16 protein-coding genes are annotated in these 21,990 nt (G+C 42.9%); 15 read left to right on the forward strand and 1 reads right to left on the reverse strand.

All coding sequences use genetic code 11. The features are described from left to right. Positions 1-84: 84 nt before the first annotated feature. The 15 genes from FG28_RS13145 to FG28_RS13215 all read left to right on the forward strand — a co-directional run bounded on the left by FG28_RS13145 (position 85) and on the right by FG28_RS13215 (position 20,231). Positions 85-2,343 carry a cation-translocating P-type ATPase gene (locus tag FG28_RS13145; RefSeq protein ID WP_036383514.1) on the forward strand — a complete coding sequence of 753 codons (2,259 nt, stop codon included), beginning with the start codon at positions 85-87 and terminating at the stop codon, positions 2,341-2,343. A 27-nt stretch (positions 2,344-2,370) separates the two neighbouring features. After that, positions 2,371-2,580 carry a heavy-metal-associated domain-containing protein gene (locus FG28_RS13150; RefSeq protein WP_051947607.1) on the forward strand — a complete coding sequence of 70 codons (210 nt, stop codon included), beginning with the start codon at positions 2,371-2,373 and terminating at the stop codon, positions 2,578-2,580. 25 nt (positions 2,581-2,605) lie between these two features. Further along, entirely contained in the window at positions 2,606-2,875 is a 270-nt protein-coding gene (locus FG28_RS13155) for a DoxX family membrane protein (protein ID WP_036383518.1), read from the forward strand. 610 nt (positions 2,876-3,485) lie between these two features. Next, a complete protein-coding gene (locus tag FG28_RS13160; RefSeq protein ID WP_036383520.1) occupies positions 3,486-4,040 on the forward strand; it encodes an RNA polymerase sigma factor in 555 nt (184 codons plus the stop codon). A gap of 155 nt (positions 4,041-4,195) precedes the next feature. Next, entirely contained in the window at positions 4,196-5,374 is a 1,179-nt protein-coding gene (locus FG28_RS20180; protein WP_051947309.1) for a FecR family protein, read from the forward strand. A 65-nt stretch (positions 5,375-5,439) separates the two neighbouring features. Then, positions 5,440-8,964, forward strand: a complete 3,525-nt coding sequence (locus tag FG28_RS13170) for a TonB-dependent receptor (protein WP_036383522.1) — start codon at positions 5,440-5,442, stop codon at positions 8,962-8,964. A 17-nt stretch (positions 8,965-8,981) separates the two neighbouring features. Next, entirely contained in the window at positions 8,982-10,361 is a 1,380-nt protein-coding gene (locus FG28_RS13175) for a RagB/SusD family nutrient uptake outer membrane protein (RefSeq protein ID WP_036386573.1), read from the forward strand. Between the two features lie 205 nt (positions 10,362-10,566). After that, a complete protein-coding gene (locus FG28_RS13180; protein WP_036383524.1) occupies positions 10,567-11,454 on the forward strand; it encodes a PIG-L deacetylase family protein in 888 nt (295 codons plus the stop codon). Between the two features lie 47 nt (positions 11,455-11,501). After that, positions 11,502-12,764 (forward strand): MFS transporter, encoded by a 1,263-nt coding sequence (locus FG28_RS13185; RefSeq protein WP_036383526.1) that lies wholly within the window; start codon positions 11,502-11,504, stop codon positions 12,762-12,764. Further along, complete coding sequence (locus tag FG28_RS13190) at positions 12,761-13,606, forward strand: ROK family protein (protein ID WP_225604830.1); 846 nt, start codon at positions 12,761-12,763, stop codon at positions 13,604-13,606. Before FG28_RS13185 ends, FG28_RS13190 begins: the two co-directional genes overlap by 4 nt. Before the next feature lie 22 nt (positions 13,607-13,628). Continuing rightward, entirely contained in the window at positions 13,629-16,280 is a 2,652-nt protein-coding gene (locus FG28_RS13195) for a hypothetical protein (RefSeq protein ID WP_036386577.1), read from the forward strand. A gap of 86 nt (positions 16,281-16,366) precedes the next feature. Further along, complete coding sequence (locus FG28_RS13200) at positions 16,367-17,797, forward strand: DASS family sodium-coupled anion symporter (protein ID WP_036383527.1); 1,431 nt, start codon at positions 16,367-16,369, stop codon at positions 17,795-17,797. 200 nt (positions 17,798-17,997) lie between these two features. Beyond that, a complete protein-coding gene (locus FG28_RS13205; RefSeq protein ID WP_036383530.1) occupies positions 17,998-18,723 on the forward strand; it encodes a DUF6088 family protein in 726 nt (241 codons plus the stop codon). Continuing rightward, the gene (locus FG28_RS13210) at positions 18,720-19,694 is read left to right on the forward strand and encodes a nucleotidyl transferase AbiEii/AbiGii toxin family protein (RefSeq protein WP_036383532.1); all 975 of its coding nucleotides are present in this window, start codon (positions 18,720-18,722) and stop codon (positions 19,692-19,694) included. The genes FG28_RS13205 and FG28_RS13210 overlap by 4 nt, the downstream gene beginning before the upstream one ends. A 162-nt stretch (positions 19,695-19,856) precedes the next feature. Continuing rightward, on the forward strand, positions 19,857-20,231 hold the full coding sequence (locus FG28_RS13215) for a hypothetical protein (protein WP_127137023.1): 375 nt from the start codon (positions 19,857-19,859) through the stop codon (positions 20,229-20,231). A 297-nt stretch (positions 20,232-20,528) separates the two neighbouring features. On the opposite strand, the gene ggt is transcribed toward FG28_RS13215, so the two are convergent. Then, positions 20,529-21,932: a gamma-glutamyltransferase gene (ggt, locus tag FG28_RS13220; RefSeq protein ID WP_081894369.1), complete on the reverse strand. Its 1,404-nt coding sequence runs from the start codon at positions 21,930-21,932 to the stop codon at positions 20,529-20,531. Positions 21,933-21,990: the final 58 nt, after the last annotated feature.

Below are 21,990 nucleotides of genomic sequence, written 5' to 3' on the forward strand. Positions count from 1 at the left end.
AATTCTACAACTCTTTCAGTAAATAACGTAACAGTCCATTTTAGGTCTATTCTGAAATTTGTACCATACAAATCGGAGTAGAAAATGGATGCAATCGATATTATTGAGGACACCGAAAGGAAAGCGAAGACGGTGTCCAAAAAATCTTTCCCGGTCACTGGAATGACCTGTGCTGCCTGTGCATCCAGCGTGGAATCCATGCTGGGCCATACCGAAGGGGTCTACAATGCCAGTGTCAACTTTGCCAACAGTACGGTCCTTGTGGAGTATGACAGTGCTATGGACCTAAGCGATCTTCAAAATGCGGTACGTCAAATCGGTTATGATATAATTGTGGATGCCGAGGATCCTACCGAAGTACAGGAAGAGCTTTCGAAAAAGCATTATGTATCCATAAAAAAGCGAACCCTTTGGTCCGCTATTTTGACACTTCCCATTTTCCTTCTGGGGATGTTTTTTATGGATTGGGTCCCGGGTAGGTGGATTTCGTTGGTACTTGCCGTTCCTATCCTGTTCTGGTTTGGCCGAAGCTTTTTCATAAATGCCTTTAAACAGGCCAGATTTGGTAAGGCCAATATGGATACCTTGGTCGCACTCAGTACGGGCATTGCCTTTTTGTTCAGTGCATTCAATACCTTTTTTTCTGAATTTTGGCTCAGTAAAGGCATGGAACCCCATGTATATTATGAGGCGGCCACAGTGATCATCACCTTTATTTCATTGGGGAAATTATTGGAAGAAAAGGCGAAATCAAATACATCCTCCGCCATAAAGAAATTGATAGGGTTGCAGCCCAAGACCTTAAAGGTGATAGCAGATGGGGAGGAAAGGGAAATCCCTATTTCTTCGGTCAAGGTAGGTCAAACGATTTTGGTTAGACCGGGAGAGAAAATCCCTGTGGATGGAACGGTGTCCAAAGGAAGTTCCTATGTTGATGAAAGTATGATCACGGGCGAACCCGTCCCTGTAGAAAAGACAAAGGATGAAAAAGTTTTTGCCGGTACCGTAAACCAAAAAGGAAGCTTTCAGTTTGTAGCTGACCGGGTGGGAGGGGAGACCCTTTTGTCCCAGATCATCAAGATGGTGCAGGAAGCACAGGGGAGCAAGGCGCCCGTACAAAAATTGGTGGACAGGATTGCCGGTATTTTTGTTCCCGTGGTAATGACGATTTCACTGGTGACATTTATCACCTGGATGTTCCTGGGGGGTGAGGACGCTTTTACCCATGCACTGTTGACCGCAGTTGCCGTATTGGTAATAGCTTGTCCCTGTGCGCTGGGTTTGGCAACCCCCACGGCCATCATGGTGGGAATCGGCAAGGGGGCCGAACACAATATCCTCATCAAAGATGCGGAAAGTTTGGAGTTGGGTTACAAAGTAAATGCCATTGTCCTGGATAAAACGGGAACCATAACAGAAGGAAAGCCAATGGTGACCGATATGGTCTTTGCGGACCATGTGACCGATCACAGGGCCCTGGAGCAAATTTTATATGCCATGGAAGGGCAGTCCGAACATCCCTTGGCTGAAGCCGTGGTCTCCTTTTTAAAAAATAGAAAGGTAAATCCGGTCGAAATTTTGAACTTCAATAGTATTACAGGAAAAGGTGTTCGCGCTGAGGCATTGGATGGAACCCTATACCTTGTGGGCAATCATAAGTTGATGGTCGAAAAAGGAATCGCCATGGATGACAACCTGGGGCACATGGTCGAAGGGTTAGAGCAGGAGGCCAAAACGGTCATATACTTTGGCGGTGGAGGCAAGGTAAAGGCGATTTTGGCCATTATGGATAGCATAAAAAACTCCTCAAAGGAAGCCATACGGGAAATGCAGGGGAATGGTATGGAAGTTTACATGATGACCGGTGATAACAAGATGACAGCCGAAGCCGTATCACAACAGGTAGGTATCAAAAGCTATGAAGCCGAAGTGCTCCCATCAGAGAAAGCTGATTTTGTGAAAAGGCTTCAAGAAAGTGGAAAGGTGGTCGCTATGGTGGGCGATGGTATCAATGATTCGCAGGCACTTGCCCAAGCAGATGTCAGCATCGCCATGGGCAAAGGGTCCGACATAGCCATGGATGTCGCGAAAATGACCCTGATCACCTCTGATTTAAATGCGATTCCCAAAGCGCTGAAGCTCTCCCATAAGACCGTTATAGGTATAAGACAAAATCTTTTTTGGGCCTTTATATACAATATCATTGGAATTCCTATAGCTGCAGGGCTGCTGTATCCGATCAATGGATTTTTGTTGGATCCGATGATAGCTGGTGCCGCTATGGCCTTTAGCAGTGTATCGGTCGTATTGAACAGTTTGAGACTTAAAACAATTAAACTTTAATAATTCTCTAATTTAAAATTGATGAACATGAGTACATTACAATTCAAATCAAATATTAAGTGCAGTGGGTGTGCCAATACCGTAAAACCATTTTTGGATAAGGTGGATGGCGTGACCGATTGGTCGGTTGACTTTGCCTCCCAAGACAAATTATTGACCGTTCAGACTACAAGTGCCACGGAAGAGGAAATTACCTCTGCCGTTGAATCGGCTGGATATCATTTGACCAAGAAATAAAGGAATGTCCAGAAGAATATATTAAATGGTTCGAATAGGATTGGGGGTTACCTTAATCCTATTCGGGTTGGATATGTTTTTTGAACTTCTTCCGCACAACCAAGTGATGATCAAAGAATTTGTGTTCGCTTGCCATGGGCTGCTGACCAATGAATTTATAATGTCCATGGTAGGTGTTGTCGAACTTATATCCGGAATATGCTCGATTATTGGAAGATGGATAATCGTTGCACTATCGGTCATGGTCTCCATTGCTTTTGGAATCCTTGGTTTTAACTTTAAGGTTGATATATAGCCTTTTTATTGATATTTTATAACCATTGGGGTTGCCATATCCCAAACCTCTTTAGAAGACACGGCCGTAATTGCTTCGTCCCTATCTCATAACTTGCACACATGACGATATAGGTCGTGTTAAAAATCAAGCTGAACTCCCTTTAGGAAACCGATGTGTGTAAGCCATGATCAATCTTATTCCGGAGTTGTACATCCAAACACAATAGTAGGATTTAGTTCATCTACAATTCCAATGCTTTCGGTATAGGGTTACAGTAAGCTAATTGGTGAAATGGGTAATAGGGGAATCAAAGCTCCTCTTCATATTTTTTTAAAAAACAAATCATTTAAAGATTTTTTTATAATTTGTTAACGTTTTTTGGTATTTATTCTATTGGTCACTTCAGATCAAAGAATTGAAATAAGGAGCTTATACAGCTTCCCTTTATTAAAAATAGCCCAAGATTGTATTGGGGGATTTTTATGTAACGGCACTTTTTCGTTTGAGATAAAGGTAGTTCATGCCACTTTGCTTGAACTACCGCTACGTTAAGAGCGTGAGACAGGTATTGGTGATACAATGGAAGTATTCCCAATGGTCGCGCGCTGAATGACCAAGACGAAAATATATGGACCAAAAAAAATACAGTGATGAACATCTTCTTGTTGAGCAGCTGAAAGAAGGCTGCCAAGAAGCCTATGGATACCTTTTTGGGATATACCATAGAGAACTGTGCAATTACATGACGGTGGTCTCTGGCAGTACAAGGGTCGCCGAAGATATAGCCCAACAAACTTTTATTAGGTTATGGGACAACAGGGAACGGTTGGTTGTCCAAGAAAACAAACTAAAGCATTACATCTTCAAAATAGCCTACCACCTCTTTATAGACTCAAAACGGAAAAAGAAAAAGGAATTTGAGTTGTTGGAGAGTCTCAAACAAGAAGCGTATCTGGAAGTTGCAGATACCGATGCTTCACTTTTTGAGGAACGATTGAAAAGAGTGGAGACCGAAATAGAAAACCTCCCCGAACAGTGTAAGCGGGTCTTTATAATGAGTAAAAAGGAAGGCCTTAAATACCAAGAGATCTCCGAGAGACTTGATATATCCATCAAAACTGTTGAAGTGCATATGGGCAAAGCACTGAAAAGACTTAGGGCCCAACTGACCATTTTCTTCTAAAAACCTCTCTGTAGGTTCATTTTCCCTGAATTGTTCCTTCTAAAGTTTCAGGGCAAAAAAAGCATACTCCATAATTTTTGTGTTAAAAAAATAAATTCAGGTAAGGGTTTTTTGAAAAACTGCGTCTGTTTTATAAAAGAGATAAATTTTCACCGATGACCAAGTTCGATATAAGAAGAACTATTACAAGATACATCAACCAGGAAGCTACCCAAGAAGAATTGTCAATGTTGTATGAGTGGGTAAAAAAGGGGAACAACCAAGAAGTGTTCAAAAAGTATGTTCAGGCAGATTTCCTGATAAATTATCAGAACAGATCTTGGAAGTCTGAGGAAGCCTTCAAAAATTTCTTGGAAACCATAAAAGAGAATGACTCCAAAAAGGTAAGGTCATTGTTGGTACGCGGAGATATGTGGAAATATGCGGCTGCCATAGTGGTAATTGTATCCACATCCTTGTTTGCATTGCTATACAGTACTCCGCAAGAGGATATGACTCCTCGAGTGGACTTAAATATGATAACGTTGCAATTGGAGAATGGTGAAGTGTTGAATCTAGACCCAAGTGCCAATGGAACGATTAAAAGCAAAAAGGGAAATACTGTTTTTTCTTTGGTAGAAGGAGTACTCACCCAAAAGAATGGAACCAAAGGGAAGAAAGTGGAAAAAAACAATGTACTGAAGATCCCTTATGGGAAAAAGCTCTCGGTAACCCTACAAGATGGTACCGTGGTCATGTTGAATTCGGGGTCTACATTGAGCTATCCGGCTAGTTTTTCCGGGAAGGACAAAAGAGAGGTGTATTTGCAGGGAGAAGCCTTTTTTGAAGTGGCCAAGAACCCGGAACAACCGTTTTTTGTCAAAACCAATACAATATATACCCAAGTGTATGGTACAGTGTTCAATGTATCCGCTTATACAGAGGATGGAGTGGCGGAAGTGGTTTTGGTAGAAGGCTCGGTAGGAGTTGGGGAAGTTGATGTAAATACCTCCAAAACCCCACAAATGCTAAAGCCCTCACAAAAAGCTTCAAAGCTACTTGATGTGGAGAGTGGTTTTGTTGTGGAAGATGTGGATGTTTCTTCATATGTGTCGTGGACCAAAGGCATATTGACCTTTGAAAACGAGGCGATGTCCAACATTATAAAAAAGCTGGAGCGTCAGTATAACATACGGATTATAAACCAATTTGAAGAATTGGGTGAGCGAAGATTCACGGGAATGTTCGATGTGGAGGACATAGACCGGGTTTTGAAAACAATTCAGACCCATACCCGCTTCAGCTATCAAAAAGAAGGAAAAACAATAACAATAAAAGAACCTAACAAACAATAGTGCTTATGATTTGAAGAACCAGTAGACCAAAAAACGAATACTTAACTAACTAGACTAAAAGAATTATGAAAAAAACCAAAACTATCCATGCTTTGTCGCCAAAGGTCGGTAGAAGAATATTATGCTGTTTTTTCTTACTGTTTATATTCGGCCATTTGAAAGCGGCATCATGTACGCAAGAGGATATTGTTGCCATAAGCTTTGAGAATACGAAGCTAGGGGATGTATTTGAAATGATTACAGAATCAACCGGATACAAGTTTTTCTATGAAGCTTCCGATGTTGACCTGAACCATAAGGTATCCATATCCCGCAAAGACCTTTGTGTTGAAGATTTCATGAAAGAACTTTTCAAGGATACGGACCTGTACTTTGAGGTGATCGCAAGGCAAATTGTGGTGAAGCACAAAGACAAGGGGCCACTGCCCAATTTAGTTCCCCAGAAAAGAATTGATGCACCAAAGCCGCAGTCCAACCTTTCGGGTACGGTTCTGGACGAAGCAGGTATGCCCTTGCCGGGGGCAAGTATTGTGGCCAAAGGGACCACAGTGGGTACAACTACCGATTTTGACGGGAAATTTACCATTACATTGCCAGCAGGTGTTACCGAAATCCAAGTAACCTATATTGGGTATAGACCCAAAGAAGTGAATGTGGCAGGACAGACCTCCATCACGGTTTCCATGGAACAGGATGCCGCTGCCCTTGAAGAAGTTGTGGTAGTGGGGTATGGAACATTGGCCAAAACCAAGGTGACAGGTTCTGTAGTCTCCATTACCCCAGAAACCATTGTTGAGGTTCCCGCACTGACCCCGGAAGGTGCCCTGATCGGCCAAGTTTCCGGTGTGCAGGTACAGGAAGTCTCCGGTGAACCAGGAGCGGCCCCTAACATTAGGGTGCGTGGTTCAGGTTCTATTTCTGCGGGAAACGACCCATTGTTTGTTGTGGACGGAATCCCTATTTCGCGTAACCTTACCTCATCAAGTCAGTTGGGAGGTGTTGCCAATAGAAGGGCTACGTTCCAACCCCCGACCATTAATCCATTGGCTACGCTAAATCCAAATGATATTGAATCCATTCAAGTACTCAAGGATGCAAGTGCCGCAGCTATTTATGGATCTAGGGGAGGTAATGGGGTTCTTTTGATCACCACCAAGAAAGGGTCCAACTCTGAAGAAGGAGTATTTTCTTTTGATTCTTATGTGAGCATACAGTCCGTTGCCAATAAGTTGGATTTGATGAATGCCCAAGAATTGATAGACTATACTACGGATGCCAGGAACAACAATTATCTGGCCTCTGTTGATGGAGCTTCCATCAATGATCCCATAGGACCCGGAGATAGAGGGAATGCCAACTACGAACTACCGGAATCCTTTGTTAACTGGGATGGTACGGATACTGATTGGCAAGACCTTATCTTTAAGACCGGGATAGTTCAGAGTTACAATTTTTCATACGCATCACCGGTAAGGAACAAGACAAGTTTTTATGTATCCACGGGCTATTTTTCCCAAACCGGGGTTATAGATAAGGCGAAGTTTGAGCGGTACTCCGTACTGCTGAACCTAAATTCCCAACTTGCCAAAAAGTTGAACTTGGATGTAAGATTGGCCCCGACCGTTACCGAAAACCAACGGGTACCGGCATCTTCACCTTATTTTGCCACGCCTCCAGGTATCGTCTATTCAGCCATAGTGCATTCTCCAACAGTGAGTCCATACAATCCTGACGGTACCATAAACCAACTGAACAACCAATCCTATTTGGGAGGTGGGACCACAACGGCAAGTAATCCTTTGGCAATCATCGAAGCCGTGGATGACCAAATATTCCAATTTCAGACAAGGGGAAGCCTTGCATTGACTTACGATATTTTACCGGAGTTGAGTTTTAAGACCTTCGGAGGGGCATACATTAATTTGTACAATCAGGATTTTTACCGTGCCAACACATTGTTGTACAGAAATTCGGCGGATGGTAACCCGTATGGACAGGCATCATCTTCCACAGAGACCAATTGGCTTTGGGAGAATACCCTCAATTGGAAAAAGGAATTTGGAGACCATTACTTGGATGCTGTTTTGGGATATACCGCCCAAAAGGACAATTTGACATTGAAACAGGTATTGGCCAACAACTATCCGGATGATTTGGTTCCCACCATCAGTGGGGGACAGGTGTTTGGTGGCACCTCTGTAAAGGAACAGTGGTCGTTATTGTCCTCTCTATTCAGGGTCAACTACAGTTACAAGGACAAGTATTTGTTTACCGGTACGATTCGTTCCGATAAATCATCCAGATTCGGAAAGAATAACCAAACGGGATATTTTCCTTCTTTCTCGGTTGGATGGCGATTGAACGAAGAATCGTTCTTGGTCGGGTCAGAAACCGTTTCCGAGCTAAAACTTAGATTGAGTTGGGGGCAGACGGGTAACTTTGAGATTCCCAATTATGGGGCCGTTGGCCTATTATCCCCCCAAAACTATAACTTGGGAGGAAATGAAATCAACGGTTTGGTCCAGAGTACCATTCCCAATCCCAATCTGACTTGGGAGAAATCGGAACAGATTGATGCAGGTATTGAACTGGGATTGTTCAACAATCGAGTTTTTCTTTTGGCCGATTACTACGATACAAAAACCAGAGATTTGTTGTTGAATGTTGCCATTTCCTCGGTATCTGGGTTTGAAACTACGTTGAGAAATCTTGGTGAAGTACAAAACAGGGGATTTGAGATTGCGTTGAGCACCAAGAATTTTGTAGGAGATTTTACGTGGAATACGGATATCAATTTTTCAACCAATAAGAATGAAGTGCTTTCGCTCAATGAAGGAAACGAACCCATTTATTCTTCAGGTAGTGCCGGTGTACGCCACGTAACAAGGGTAGGAGACCCGATAGGAAGCTATTACGGATATGTAGTGGACGGTATATACCAATCACAGGCAGAAATAGATAGTGCTCCCCTGGATACCCAGGCTCCTGATCCAGGTGTCGGTGATTTCAAGTTCAAGGACATTGATGGGGACGGAGAGATCACTCCAGATGATAGAACGGTTACCGGGAGTTATTTTCCGGATTTTACCTGGGGGGTAAACAATAGGTTCAAGTACAAGAACATAGATTTGAGCTTCTTGATCCAAGGAGTCGAAGGGAATGAGATCTTGAACCTTACCTCAAGACATATGAAGAACGGGGAGGCCAATTTTAATTCCTATGCCATTTTCAATGAACGATGGAGGTCGCCTTCCGACCCTGGGAACGGGTCGATTCCACGGGCGGACAGAGAATCTGGAAATCATGGAAATAACAACAGACCGTCTTCTTTCCAAGTAGAGGATGGGTCGTATATCCGATTGAGGAATGTGACCTTGGGTTATACATTGCCAACCAATAATCTTTTTGGAAGCAACATCCAGAAACTTAGGTTCTATGTTACGGGAACAAATCTTTTTACGATTACCGATTACCTTGGTTACAACCCAGAGGTGAGTAGTATTACCACGAACAGTTTAACCCCGGGCGAGGATTATGGAGCATTTCCATTGACCAAATCCTTTACCCTAGGAGTAAACTTAAAGTTCTAACCTAAAAAATGGAAAACATGAAACGAGTTCTATATATAATACTATGCACGGTTCTATTCGCCGGATGTAGTGAAGACTTTACCGACCTTGCACCAGTATCCAATAGGAATGAAGCCGATTTCTATAATTCTGCGGATGATTTTGAAGTGGCCATCAATGCAAGTTATTCAGGGCTTCAAAGCACAGGAATTTATGGAAGGGGGTATTGGACCATGTTCGAGATGCGAAGCGATAATACCGATCAAGGTCCGGATGCCACAGGGTTGGCACGTCAATACACCGAAATCAATTCCTTTACCGAAGATGCGTTGAACGAGCAGATTACTTCCGCATGGAGTGAATCGTACAAGGTGATTGCCAATTGCAACGTGATTTTGGAACGGATACCTAATGTGGAAATGGATGCCTCCCTAAAGAACAGGGTCACAGGAGAAGCACTGTTCATTAGATCATTGGTGTACTATCATATGGCCATCGGTTTTGGAAACATCCCTTTACAGCTTACACCATATATCTCTGGGGAAGAGCTGACACAGGTCGACCAAAACACGATTTTGGGACAATTGGTCACGGACCTGACCGCGGCCGAAGATGCCTTACCGGTTTCTTACTCGGGCAGTGAAGTGGGAAAAGCAACAAAGGGAGCGGCTGCTACTCTTTTGGCCAAGGTATTGCTGACCTTGGGTGAAGATTCTGCTGCTGAAACGGTACTTCGGAGAATCATAGCCAATTATGGATATGAACTGCTTCCAGACTATGCCGATTTATGGGGTGTGGCCAATGAGAACAATGCGGAATCCATTTTTGAGGTGCAATACATCAGTGGGGGGATTGGACAAGGAAGCCTTTTTACCAACGATTTTTCACCCAGTACCGATTTGCAAACAGGCTCAGGATTTGGGCGAAACCGACCTACGGTTTCCATGTTGGAGGCATATGAGGACGGTGACCTTCGGTATGATATATCGATGGGGGATTCTTATGTGGATTTGGAAGGAGAGACCATAGAAGCTAGGTACATCAAAAAGTACCGATCTGATTTGGCAATTGAAAACGATTCCGATACCAACTTTGTGGTTTTTAGATATGCAGATGTACTTCTTATGCTGGCCGAAGCATTGGGGGAAACACCCGAAAGCTATGATTTGATCAATGAGATTAGGAATAGGGTAAATCTTCCCGATATTGATGCCTCCACTCCAGGAACCTTCGAAGAAAAACTATTGCAGGAAAGAAGAGTGGAGCTTGCTTTTGAGAACCATAGATGGCCAGATTTAAAACGCTTTGGTATGGTGGATAAAATCCAGGATGCTGAACCCTTCATCACCGGGACAAGGGAGTTTTTCTATATCCCACAACGTGAGATGGACATTAACCCAAATTTTGTACAGAACTAAGCAATGACTTTGATTACGTTATAATGTGTTTTCATTATTTAAGTTAGTTTGATTGGTAGCGCCCCAAAAGACCATGAATCCCTACTTATGATGCTATGGGTGCCATTGTCAAAAAGGACAGGGGTCCGTTTCATAAAGTTGCTTTAAAAGAATCGACCAAAATCACAATTATTAAATTTTTAAGGAACCTAATATAGATTATACGATGAGAAAATTAATGATGGCAATTTGCCTTTGCTTTGCCTTTGCAACCATCCAGGCACAAGAAAAAAAAGTACTCAATATTATAGCCATTGGGGCACACCCTGATGACTGTGACTCAAAATTCGGGGGTACTGCAGCACTCTTTGCAAAAATGGGCCACAATGTGAAATTTTTGGCGTTGACCAACGGAGACGCAGGCCACCAAAGCATGGGAGGAGGGCCATTGGCCAAAAAGCGCAGACAAGAGGCCAAGGATGCGGCCAAAGCTTTGGGTATTGCGGAATACGAAGTTCTGGATAACCATGATGGGGAGCTGTTTCCCACTTTGAACGTTCGACTGGAGGTAATCCGAAGAATACGTGGCTGGAACGCTGATATCGTTTTAGGGTTGAGACCCAATGATTATCATCCCGATCATAGAAATGCAGGTTCCGTTGTACAAGATGCAGCCTACATGAACATTGTGCCCAACGTAGCTCCGGACACACCACCCCTTAAAAAGAATCCAGTTTTTCTATACATGAGCGACCACTTTAAAAAGCCATACCCATTCCAAAAAGACATTGCGGTGATAGTGGATGATGTGATCGATACCAAAGTCAAAGGTTTGGCGGCCCACGATTCACAAATGTTCGAATGGTTGCCATGGACCAATGGAATGGACCTTGCCACCATTCCCAAAGGAGAAAAGGAAAGACTGGCATGGCTGAAGGACAGATGGATGAACAGAAAACCCGATGCCGGCACTTTGGAAGTCGTAAAGAAGTGGTATCCCAACGTGGATGTCTCCAAAGTAAAGCAGGTGGAGTTCTTTGAGATTTGCGAGTATGGAAAACAACCGACCGAAGAAGAAATCAAGGAATTGTTCCCCATGCTGGGTACAGAATAGGAGTGGACCAATATTTGGAACCCCAAGATTAAAATAACCAACCAAAAATGGAGCACAACAAGGCCACAACCAAAAGATATTTTCACATCATTGGGTTGGTAATGATCGTATTCTTTGTAATATCCTTCATCACCAACATACTGAACTCCATAATAGTGGATGTTAAGGGTAGTTTTGATCTAAGTCTGACTTTGACAGGCCTACTGCCATTTACATTCTTTATCGCATATGGGATCATGTCCATACCTGCAGGGTTCCTTTCCGAAAGGTTTAGTGAGAAGACCTTACTGTCCGTATCCTTTCTGGTAATGGCCATTGCCTCTATGGGCTTTGCCCTTACCCCACAGTACAGCGTGTTCAGTATTACACTATTTATACTGGGTTGTTGTATGGCGGTCCTTCAGGTCATTATTAATCCCATGTTACGCGTGGCCGGAGGTGAGGAACATTTTGCCTTCAACTCGGTACTGGCGCAATTGGTGTTTGGGTCAGCGTCTTTTTTAAGTCCTTATCTCTATAAATACTTGGTGAACAAGGAAGAGGTTTCCAACGATATGATTGCAGACATGTTGCGGGGATGGGTGCCTGAGGATTTGCCTTGGGCCTCGCTCTATATTGTGTTTGCCGGAATATCCCTTTTGTTGTTTTTCTATGTTTTTTTTACCAAATATCCAAAGTTTGAAAAGACTGAGGAGGAAAGGGCAGGGGACAAAAGCTCCTATTGGGATTTATTGAAAAACAAATGGACCTTACTGTATTTTATAGGGATGTTTTGTTATGTGGGTACGGAACAAGGTGTTGGAAATTGGATATCCCAATTCTTATCCGAATACCACGGACTTGACCCACAAACCACAGGAGCTGACACTGTATCCTATTTTTGGGCCATGTTGACGGTAGGATGTCTGCTGGGCCTTCTATTGTTGAAGTTTATGGATAGCCGGAAACTGTTGATTTTCGCAACATCCATAACCATAGTCTGTCTTATTTTGGCCTTGACAGGCTCATCCCAAATGGCATTGATAGGTTTTCCAATGGTAGGATTCTTTATTTCGGTAATGTATTCCATTATAGTTTCATTGGCGCTCAACTCGGTAAAGGAACACCATGGTTCGTTGTCCGGAATTTTATGTACCGGTATAGCAGGTGGGGCGGTCATTCCATTTATGGTAGGGGGGCTGGGTGAAATGTTGACCCTGAAATCTGGAATGTTTTTTCTGATACTGCCCTTGGCATTTATTCTTTCCATCGGCTTTTGGGCCAAACCCTTGGTAAATAATAAGACGATAAGCTTAAAGAAGGAACAGTGAAAGGGATTGGAGCAGAGGTTCTTGGGGTTGATATAGGTGGAACTAAGATCAAATCGGGCAGGGTGATGGGAAACAGAATAGTGGATACCCATCTCATTGAAGTAAATCGAGATGATTCAGAGGAAATTGCCCTCAATAAGGTGTTTGGGGCCATTGATGAGCTTATGACTGATTCAATTCGAGCCATAGGTATAGGTGTTCCCGCGGTAGTAGATCCAGATTCAGGAATGGTATATGATGTACAAAACATTCCATCTTGGACAAAAGTTCCTTTGAGAAGAAAAGTTCAAGATCGGTACAATGTGCCTGTCCATATTAACAACGATGCCAACTGTTTCGCGTTGGGCGAGAAGCATTTTGGGAAAGCCATGGGATATTCGAATTGTGTAGCGCTTTCATTGGGAACAGGATTGGGTATGGGCATTTTGGTGGATGGAAAGCTATACAATGGCGTACTGTGCGGAGCGGGGGAAGTAGGTATGATTCCTTATAAGGATGGGATTATGGAGCATTATGCAGGTAGTTTTTTCTTTGATGAAAAATACGGGGAGTCGGCCAAAGCCTTATTCAGGAAGGCCATGGATAAAGATAAGTTAGCTCTACAGGCGTACAAGGAATACGGAGTTCATCTAGGAGAAGCCATCAAGGCCATTCTTTATATGTATGCTCCCCAAGCCATAGTCCTTGGCGGATCCATAAGCAAGGCATATGCGTTTTTTAAAGAATCGATGCATGAAACCTTAATTTCATTTGCTTATCAAAAACAATTGGAACAAACAAAAATTGAAACATCAGACTTAATGGATGCTCCCATATTGGGCGCGGCTGCATTGTGTCTGTAAAATGTATAATCGTATTGCACAAATGAGAATACTAGCTTTAATATTACTTACATGTTTTTTGCTTAAATCCTGTGGGACCCCAGAAAAGGGCAAGCAGGTCAACATTACCATAGAGAACAATAAAGAAGGTGCACCAATAACCCTTGGAATTCCTTTTCCAAAAGGTACACTCCATTCGGTGGACCATCTACGTCTGTTGACATCCCGAGGTACTGAGATTCCTTGTCAAACCACAGAAGTGAGCAATTGGGGGCCAACCGACGAAAGTGTTAAATGGGTATGGGTTTTCTTTTTCTCCGAAAAAGACTCAGAATACATATTGGAATATGGTGATTCTGTAATACCCATACTTCCCAAAGAAAAGATTGTTTCCATGAACAACATGCGGCCCCAAGGTGGGATAGAGGTGAATACAGGGCCTTTGTCCTTCTCCATACATAAAAAAGGGAATGGTTTTTTGGATGAAGTGTTTTTGGATTCCAACAAAGATGGAAAGTTTGATAAGGAGGAGCTCATTGTTTCTTCACCAGGAAAAAATAGGGGTTCTTTTCTCGATCTTTTGGATGATGCCGGAATAGATACTTCGAAAGCGGTGATAAATGAGGTGTTCAGGGAGAAAGGATCTGGCCCGATGCACAGTATATTCCGGATAGAAGGAACCTATACCTATAGCAGATCGGATAACAATCTGTCCCCTTTTACCATTTGGTTGCACGCCTATGCGGGAAAAAGCTACATAAAAGTTTTGCATACCATGACCTATACAGGAATCCCGGACAAACATAAACCACAAGAAGGGGAACATGCCAATATTGCCACACAAAATAAGATAATCGTAACGGAGAACACTGAGAACGATATGGGTTGGACTCAGCCCAATGATCAAATTGCAGCCTGTGGGCTTCAGCTTAAATACCATCTGGATAATGAAGTAAATGTTTCAATGCCTCTATATGAAGGAAGCTGGAAAGAAGACAAAGCCAATACTTTTCTGGAGGAAATCGCTGCCAATGGGGAATCCCCAGTTCAACTTTTACAACAAGGCCCGGCAAGGAGAAAGAGCACCAGTTTAAGAAGTTTGTACCTCAACGGTTTCAAAAAGGAGGACGATGGGAACAATCCCGATACGGCTTTGGAATTTAGGGCCACTGTTTCAGAAGGGGAAGAAAGTAAAGCAATAGTGGAAAGGGCTAAAGGATGGCTCAACGTTACCGACGGAAAACGAGGAGTAGGCGTTGGGATTAAAAACTTTATGAAGGAATATCCCAAAGGGATTGAGGTCGATCCTGCCAATGGAACTCTTTTGGGCAGTGTTTGGCCCAAGGAAAACGGTCCCATGAACTTTGCTAGACATAATACCGAACCGGATGGGGGCATGTTGGGCAATTTTGCCCAAGGGATTACCAAGACCACAGAGTTTGTCTATTACTTCCACAACAACGATGCTATGGATAAAGTAGGGAAAAAGATGGATTATATCATCGAAAACCCAGTGGCGCATGCCACACCTGAGTGGTATACCCAATCCAAGGCATACGGTAATATGGCCCCTTTTTCATCCAAGCATCCGGAATTTGAGAACGCCCTGCAATATAAATACCAATGGTGGGCCTATAACCAAAAGCATGAGCCGTGGTATGGGATTTTCAACTATGGGGATGGGAAAAGTTACTACTTTAATGGAAAATGGGTACAATGGACCAATAATGAACCCACAGTGGACTTCATGCTCTGGACCAACTTTATGCGGACAGGAGACTCCAAATATTATAATTTGGCCCAAGCCATGAGTAGGCATACCATGGATGTGGACAATGTGCATTGGCCCAAAAAAAGAACCTATTATGGGGAGATAAATGATGCCATAGACTTCTGGAACTATGAGGATGAACCCAAGTCCACCCCCTATTTGGGCATAGGAAGAAGGCATGCCAATGAACACTGGTATGCTCTTTTGAGTGCCCATGTATGGATACAAGGTTGGATTGCATCATATTACCTTTCTGCCGACCATAGGGCCCTCGAAGTGGCCAGAATGACTGGGGATACTTATATCAACAGAATATGGGGGGAGCATGATCTAAGGGGAAGAAGGTTATATCTATCCGTTTTAAACCTTGTTGAACTGTACGATGCCACCAAGCTCCAAAAGTATAAGGACGAACTGGACGATAGGGTCAAGTTAATGTTGGAATTCCAGGAACGTCAGGGAGGAAACCTACTCTTGGATAGATATGGGTATAGTCAGACCTATGTTGCCCAAGGACTTTATAAGTACCAACAGATAACCGGTGATGAAACCGTGAGACAAGCTCTTTTGAAACATGCTCGCTGGGTCAGGGATGTGCCTCCCTTGAACCATGAGATGGAATCATATTTGGCGACCATATATCCATTGTTGATAGGATATGAGTTCAGTGGGGAAAAAGTGTATCTGAATGAAGCTCTTGAGAGAGCCAAAGTACTAATGATCGGAGAACTGCCCAAAGAACCAGCGTCCTATGAAAATGCGGAAGCTTTTAGCGAAGATCTGGTCAAGATTTCCTATTTGCCAAAAAGTAAAAAGAGCTTTACCAATTGGGAAACCAATCAAGGACTTCGCGTATTTGGATGGACCCATGCCTATAACATTCCTTACCTGTTGTACTGGATGGACAAGGAACATATGAATTAAATCTTGTAATCTTTGCGAAAAGAGGCGGTTCGATCATAGATCAACGCCTCTTTTTTATATAACCATACCAAATCAATTCAAAAAACATGTCATATAAACGTATGGGCCTTTTACTTGGTCCGATTCTGTTTCTTCTCATTCATTTCTTTTTTAGCGGGGAGGGTCTCTCCTCCCAAGGAAGGGATATCTTGGCCGTTACCTTATGGATAGGTGTTTGGTGGATTTTGGAGGTGCTTCCGATAGCTGCCACGGCGCTGCTTCCCATTGTTTTGTTTCCCATGTTGGGGGCACTGGGCCTAGAGGAAACCACAGCTAACTATGGCCATAAATATGTTTTCTTGTACATGGGTGGGTTTATGTTGGCAATGGCCATAGAAAAATGGAACCTGCACAAGAGAATCGCATTGCATATCATAAGGGCCATTGGTACCAATATGTATACCATTGTATTAGGATTTATGGTGGCTACTGCGTTTCTTTCCATGTGGATATCGAACACGGCCACTGCAGTGATGGTAATGCCGATGGCCATATCCATTGTAAAACAGTTAAAGGACAATCCACGGACCGCCAAGGACGAAAATGCTGTTTTTGGCAAGTTGCTGATGCTTTCCATCGCATATTCGGCATCCATTGGAGGGATAGCAACATTGATAGGTACCCCACCCAATCTGGTTTTCGCCGGTTTTGTACAGAAGGCCTATGGGTTGGATATCAGTTTTTGGCAATGGATGAAGTTTGGACTTCCGATATCGATTCTACTGTTGATTTTGGCATGGCTATACCTTACGCGGATTGCCTACCCGTTGCGGCAAGGAAGATTTCCTGGGGGAAGGGAAGAGATCCATAGGCTTATACAGGAACTGGGACCTATGAAAAGGGAAGAAAAGATTGTTATGGCCGTTTTTGTTCTTACCGCACTCTGTTGGATAACACGGTCGTTCTTATTACAAAAGATTGTTCCTGGGATAGATGATACCATAATAGCCATTGGAGCGGCACTTGTTTTGTTCATTTTGCCTGCTGGAAAGGGTAGGAAGATGATAAAATGGGAAGAAGCTGTTCAGATTCCTTGGGGGATAATTCTGTTGTTTGGTGGAGGAATGGCCATCGCTAGTGGTTTTGAGACTAGTGGGTTGGCAATTTATCTGGGTTCACAAATGACATTCTTTGATGGATTACCCTTGCTTACGTTGATATTATTGGTCATAACCTGCATAAATTTTTTGACGGAAGTCACCTCGAATTTGGCCACTACGGCCATGATGTTGCCTGTTTTGGCACCATTGGCGGTGACCTTGGATGTTGATCCGTTCGTGTTGATGGTTGCCTGTACCACTGCCGCTTCCTGTGCTTTTATGCTTCCAGTGGCAACGCCCCCAAATGCGGTGGTCTTTGGATCGGGCTACCTTAGAATCCCCGATATGGTACGTACTGGTTTTTTAATGAATTTAATTTCCATTCTTGTGTTGGCCATTGCGGTGTATTTCCTATTGCCTCTATTTTTGAAAATATAAGGGATGGTGGAGGAATGTATGTTCACATCAAAGAGAAATTTCTAGTAACATATTGAGTGGTTTGTTAAAAACCTATACCAATAATATCTTGTGACTAATTAATATCAAGGCGGATCATCGAATAATCTTTTTAATCAATATGTCAAGTTTTTTGCGCATAAAACTTGACATGTAATTTATTTGGATATCTTTGCATTGTAATGACAATTGCGAAAAAAATAGCGGATAAAATAGCGGAACTCCCGAAGGACAGTACTTTTGGTTATGCCGATTTACCTATTCGGTCAGAAGAATATGTAACCGCTGCAAAGGCCTTGGAACGACTACAAAAAAAAGGAATTATAAGAAAATTGTCCAAAGGCATTTTTTACAAACCCAATGTAACGGTTTTTGGAGAACTAAAGCCAAGGGAAGAGGATATTCTAAGACCATATTTATACGAAGATGGTAAGCGAATAGCCTATATAACCGGAACCTCTTTGTACAATCAGTTGAACCTGACTACCCAAATACCGTCACTATACAAAATAGCAAGTGCCGAAAAGCGCATATATATTAATAGAGGCGGCATCAAAGCAAAGCCCGTAAAGAGCTACGCACCCGTTACTGATAAAAATTATAGGATGTTGGGTTTTTTGGATGCCATGAAAGACCTTAATAGCATTCCGGATGTTGATAAAAAATCCGCTATTCTTATTTTTTTAAGACGTTTAGGGAAAATGACACCCAAAGAATTGGATGTACTCATCAAGTATGCTCTCTTGTACCCACCACGGGTAAGGGCTTTGTTGGGAGCACTATTAGAACAACTTGATGTGGCAATCGATATAAAAGAATTGAAAAACTCACTTAATCCACTTACTATCTATAGATATAATTTGCGTGATACCACATTGACAACACAACCAAATTGGAATATCGTATGAATCTGCACACTAATAGTGAACTCTTTGCTGAGGCGATAAGGGCAACTGCCCAACGTATGGATATTCTAGAAATTTACGTGGAAAAGGATTATTGGATATGCTATGCCCTAAAGCTCATTTATGAAAGTGCAAACAAAGATGAGGCCATATTTAAGGGGGGTACAGCTTTGTCAAAGTGTTTTAAATACATTGACCGTTTTAGTGAAGATATTGATTTGGTAGTATTGCGCAGGGAAGAAGAGACGGGGAGCCAATTAAAGAACAAGCTTAAAAGAATAACCAAGGAAATAGTAGAACCATTCGAGGAGGTGGATATTGATGGAATCACCAATAAAATGGGAATGATAAGAAAGATTGCCTATAACTATCCCAAAATCTTTGAGGGCGATTTTGGACAAGTAAGGGATACTATCATTGTTGAAGCTACGTGGTTAGGTCACTTTGAACCATATATTAAGAAGGTCGTCAATACGTATATCTATGAAATGATGGTTGACTCAAACCAAACCAAACTAGCAGAGACTTATGGATTATTACCCTTTGAAGTACTTGTGTTGGATGTCAAAAGAACACTTTGCGAAAAAATAATGAGTTTGGTCCGGTTTTCCCATACTAAAAACCCAATTGAGGATTTGAACAACAAAATTAGGCATGTATACGATATTCATCAATTATTAAAGGATGAAACGGTTCTAGGATTTTTCAATTCGGGTGCATTTGATAAAATGCTCCTAAGGGTAGCCCATGATGATACGCAAAGTTTTAAGAACAACAATGATTGGTTAAAGTACCACCCAAAACAAGCATTGATTTTCAAAGAACCTGAAAAAACATGGAACCAACTTAAAGATACCTATCGCAATGAGTTTGAGTATTTGGTTTATGGAAAATTGCCAAAAGAGGAAAGCATTTTGGAAATAATTCTGTCCATATCAAATAGACTCACAAAAATAAAATGGGAGAATGTATAATGTAGATCAAATAGTAGACCAAAACAAGGACACGAAATGCAAATCTTTAATCTACTTATCTCTACCTACCCACTATCCAGCAGAGGAAATCACTTCTGCCGTTGAATCGGTTGGATATCATTTTACCAAGAAATAAAAGGAATGTCCAGAAGAATAGATTAAATGGTTCAAATAGGATTGGGGGTTACCTTGATCCTATTCGGATTGTATAAGTTTTTTGGATTTCTGCCTCACGACCGTGTGATGACCGAGGAGTCCATTGCTGTTTACAAAGGACTATTGGCCAATAAATTTATAATGCCAACAGTGGGTGTGGTGGAACTGTTACCAGTTATACTTTTGGTCGTTGGTAGATGGATAATTGTTGCATTGTTAGCTATGATTCCTATTGCTTTTGGAATCATGGGTTTTCACTTTGCGGTGGATATACAGGGCATTTTTTGGGGAATTTTGATAGCTTTTGGGCTTGTTTACCTTCTTTCAATGCATTTTTCTAACGTTGGATACCTAATCAAGGAAGTGGATACCATTGGTTGAATATCGTGATTTTCCATAAACCGCAACCAATAATTGAATTTATTGGTTTTTGAAAATTCCTTTACTATAATATGTAAAGTTCAATTTTTTGTTTGTAATCGCCCCAAGGTGTCTTTGGCTTTTAAATTAAAGGGATATCAATCAGGAATATAAAGGGTAAGCGATATTTGAGGAAGAACGTTTCAATCTTTCATGGGTAAATTCCCTTACCTTGAAGGTGTATAGGATACGTAAAGTCAATGGTCTCAAAAATCATCAGTATGCGTTTTACCAAGTAGGGTTTGGTTCTCTGGGTGGTCAATATCCCGCAGCGGTATCGTCCCCTCGTTTGTCCGCCCCGCCCTCAAGTCTGCCGTCTTCCAGCACTCGGATGGCGTCTACCTTTCCTATGATCCGGGTCCTGCCCTCATTGATTTGGTAGCCTTTTGCCTTTAGGGTTTCAATGGTTTCCAAAGGAAAGCCTTCGGGTTCGAACACGACTACATCGGGCATCCATTGGTGGTGGAACCGCGGAGCGTTCACGGCATCCTGCATGCTGAGATTGAACTCGTGGACATTGAGTATGGTCTGGGCCACGGCCGTGATGATCGTGGAACCTCCAGGGGTGCCGACGACCATGTAAAGCTCGCCGTCCCTTTCCACTACGGTCGGTGACATACTGCTCAACATTCGTTTCTCGGGTGCAATACTGTTGGCCTCGGAGCCAGGAAGACCGAACATATTGGGAACACCGGGCTTGGTACTGAAATCATCCATTTCATTGTTCAGGAAAAATCCCAAGGCATCAATATAAAGTTTGGAACCGTATCCACCGTTCAGGGTCGTGGTCGCACTGATGGCATTGCCCTCCGCATCGATAATGGAGTAGTGGGTGGTCTCGCTGCTTTCCACAATTTCCACCGTTCCATGGCCTACTTCCGAGGACAAGGTGGCCCTATCAAAAGTAAAATCGGCCATTCTGCACTTTAAGTAGTCAACGTCCATGAGCCCCTTATAGGGAATGTCCACGAAATCGGGATCACCAAGGTAATGGTTCCGATCCGCATAGGCTCTTCTGGAAGCTTCGGTGAACAATTGGATGGCCCTTGTCGAATTGTGGCCATAGCTAGCTATTTCATAGGGTGCTATCATGGTAAAGATCTGATCCATGGTCATACCACCACTGCTGGGGGGACCCATTGAGATGATCTTGATGTCCTTGTAGTCAAATACAATGGGCGATCTCCACTTGGCCTCATACCTAGCGAGATCCTCCTCCGTGATCACACCTCCCTTTGCCTGTACATAGGCCGCTATTTTTTGGGCTACCTCCCCTTTGTAGAACCCATCACGTCCCTCGTTCATGATCTTTTCCAAGGTGGTGGCCAATGCCGGGTATTTGATGGTATCACCAGCTTTGTACACGGTCGCGAACTTGGTGCTGTCACTATTAGCTTCAATGAATCGTTTTCGGGTACCTTCTAATCTTTTGGCCTGTTTTTCGGTCACCACGACCCCTTTTCTCGCCAAGGCAATGATGGGTTCCATGATTTTGTTGAGGGGCAGTTTTCCGAATTTCTTGTGGACTTCCAGAACCCCGGCCACGGTACCTGGGACACCTACGGCGGTTCCCCCAGATGTGCTCAGCCCAGGTATGACATTGCCCAGGGAGTCGAGATACATGTCCCTATGGGCGGCCAATGGAGCCTTTTCCCTACCCATAAAATGGGACTACGACCCCTATCGACCCATGGATGCTGTCATGGGCATGGCACCCTGA

Source organism: Muricauda sp. MAR_2010_75 (assembly GCF_000745185.1).
Classification (GTDB): domain Bacteria; phylum Bacteroidota; class Bacteroidia; order Flavobacteriales; family Flavobacteriaceae; genus Flagellimonas.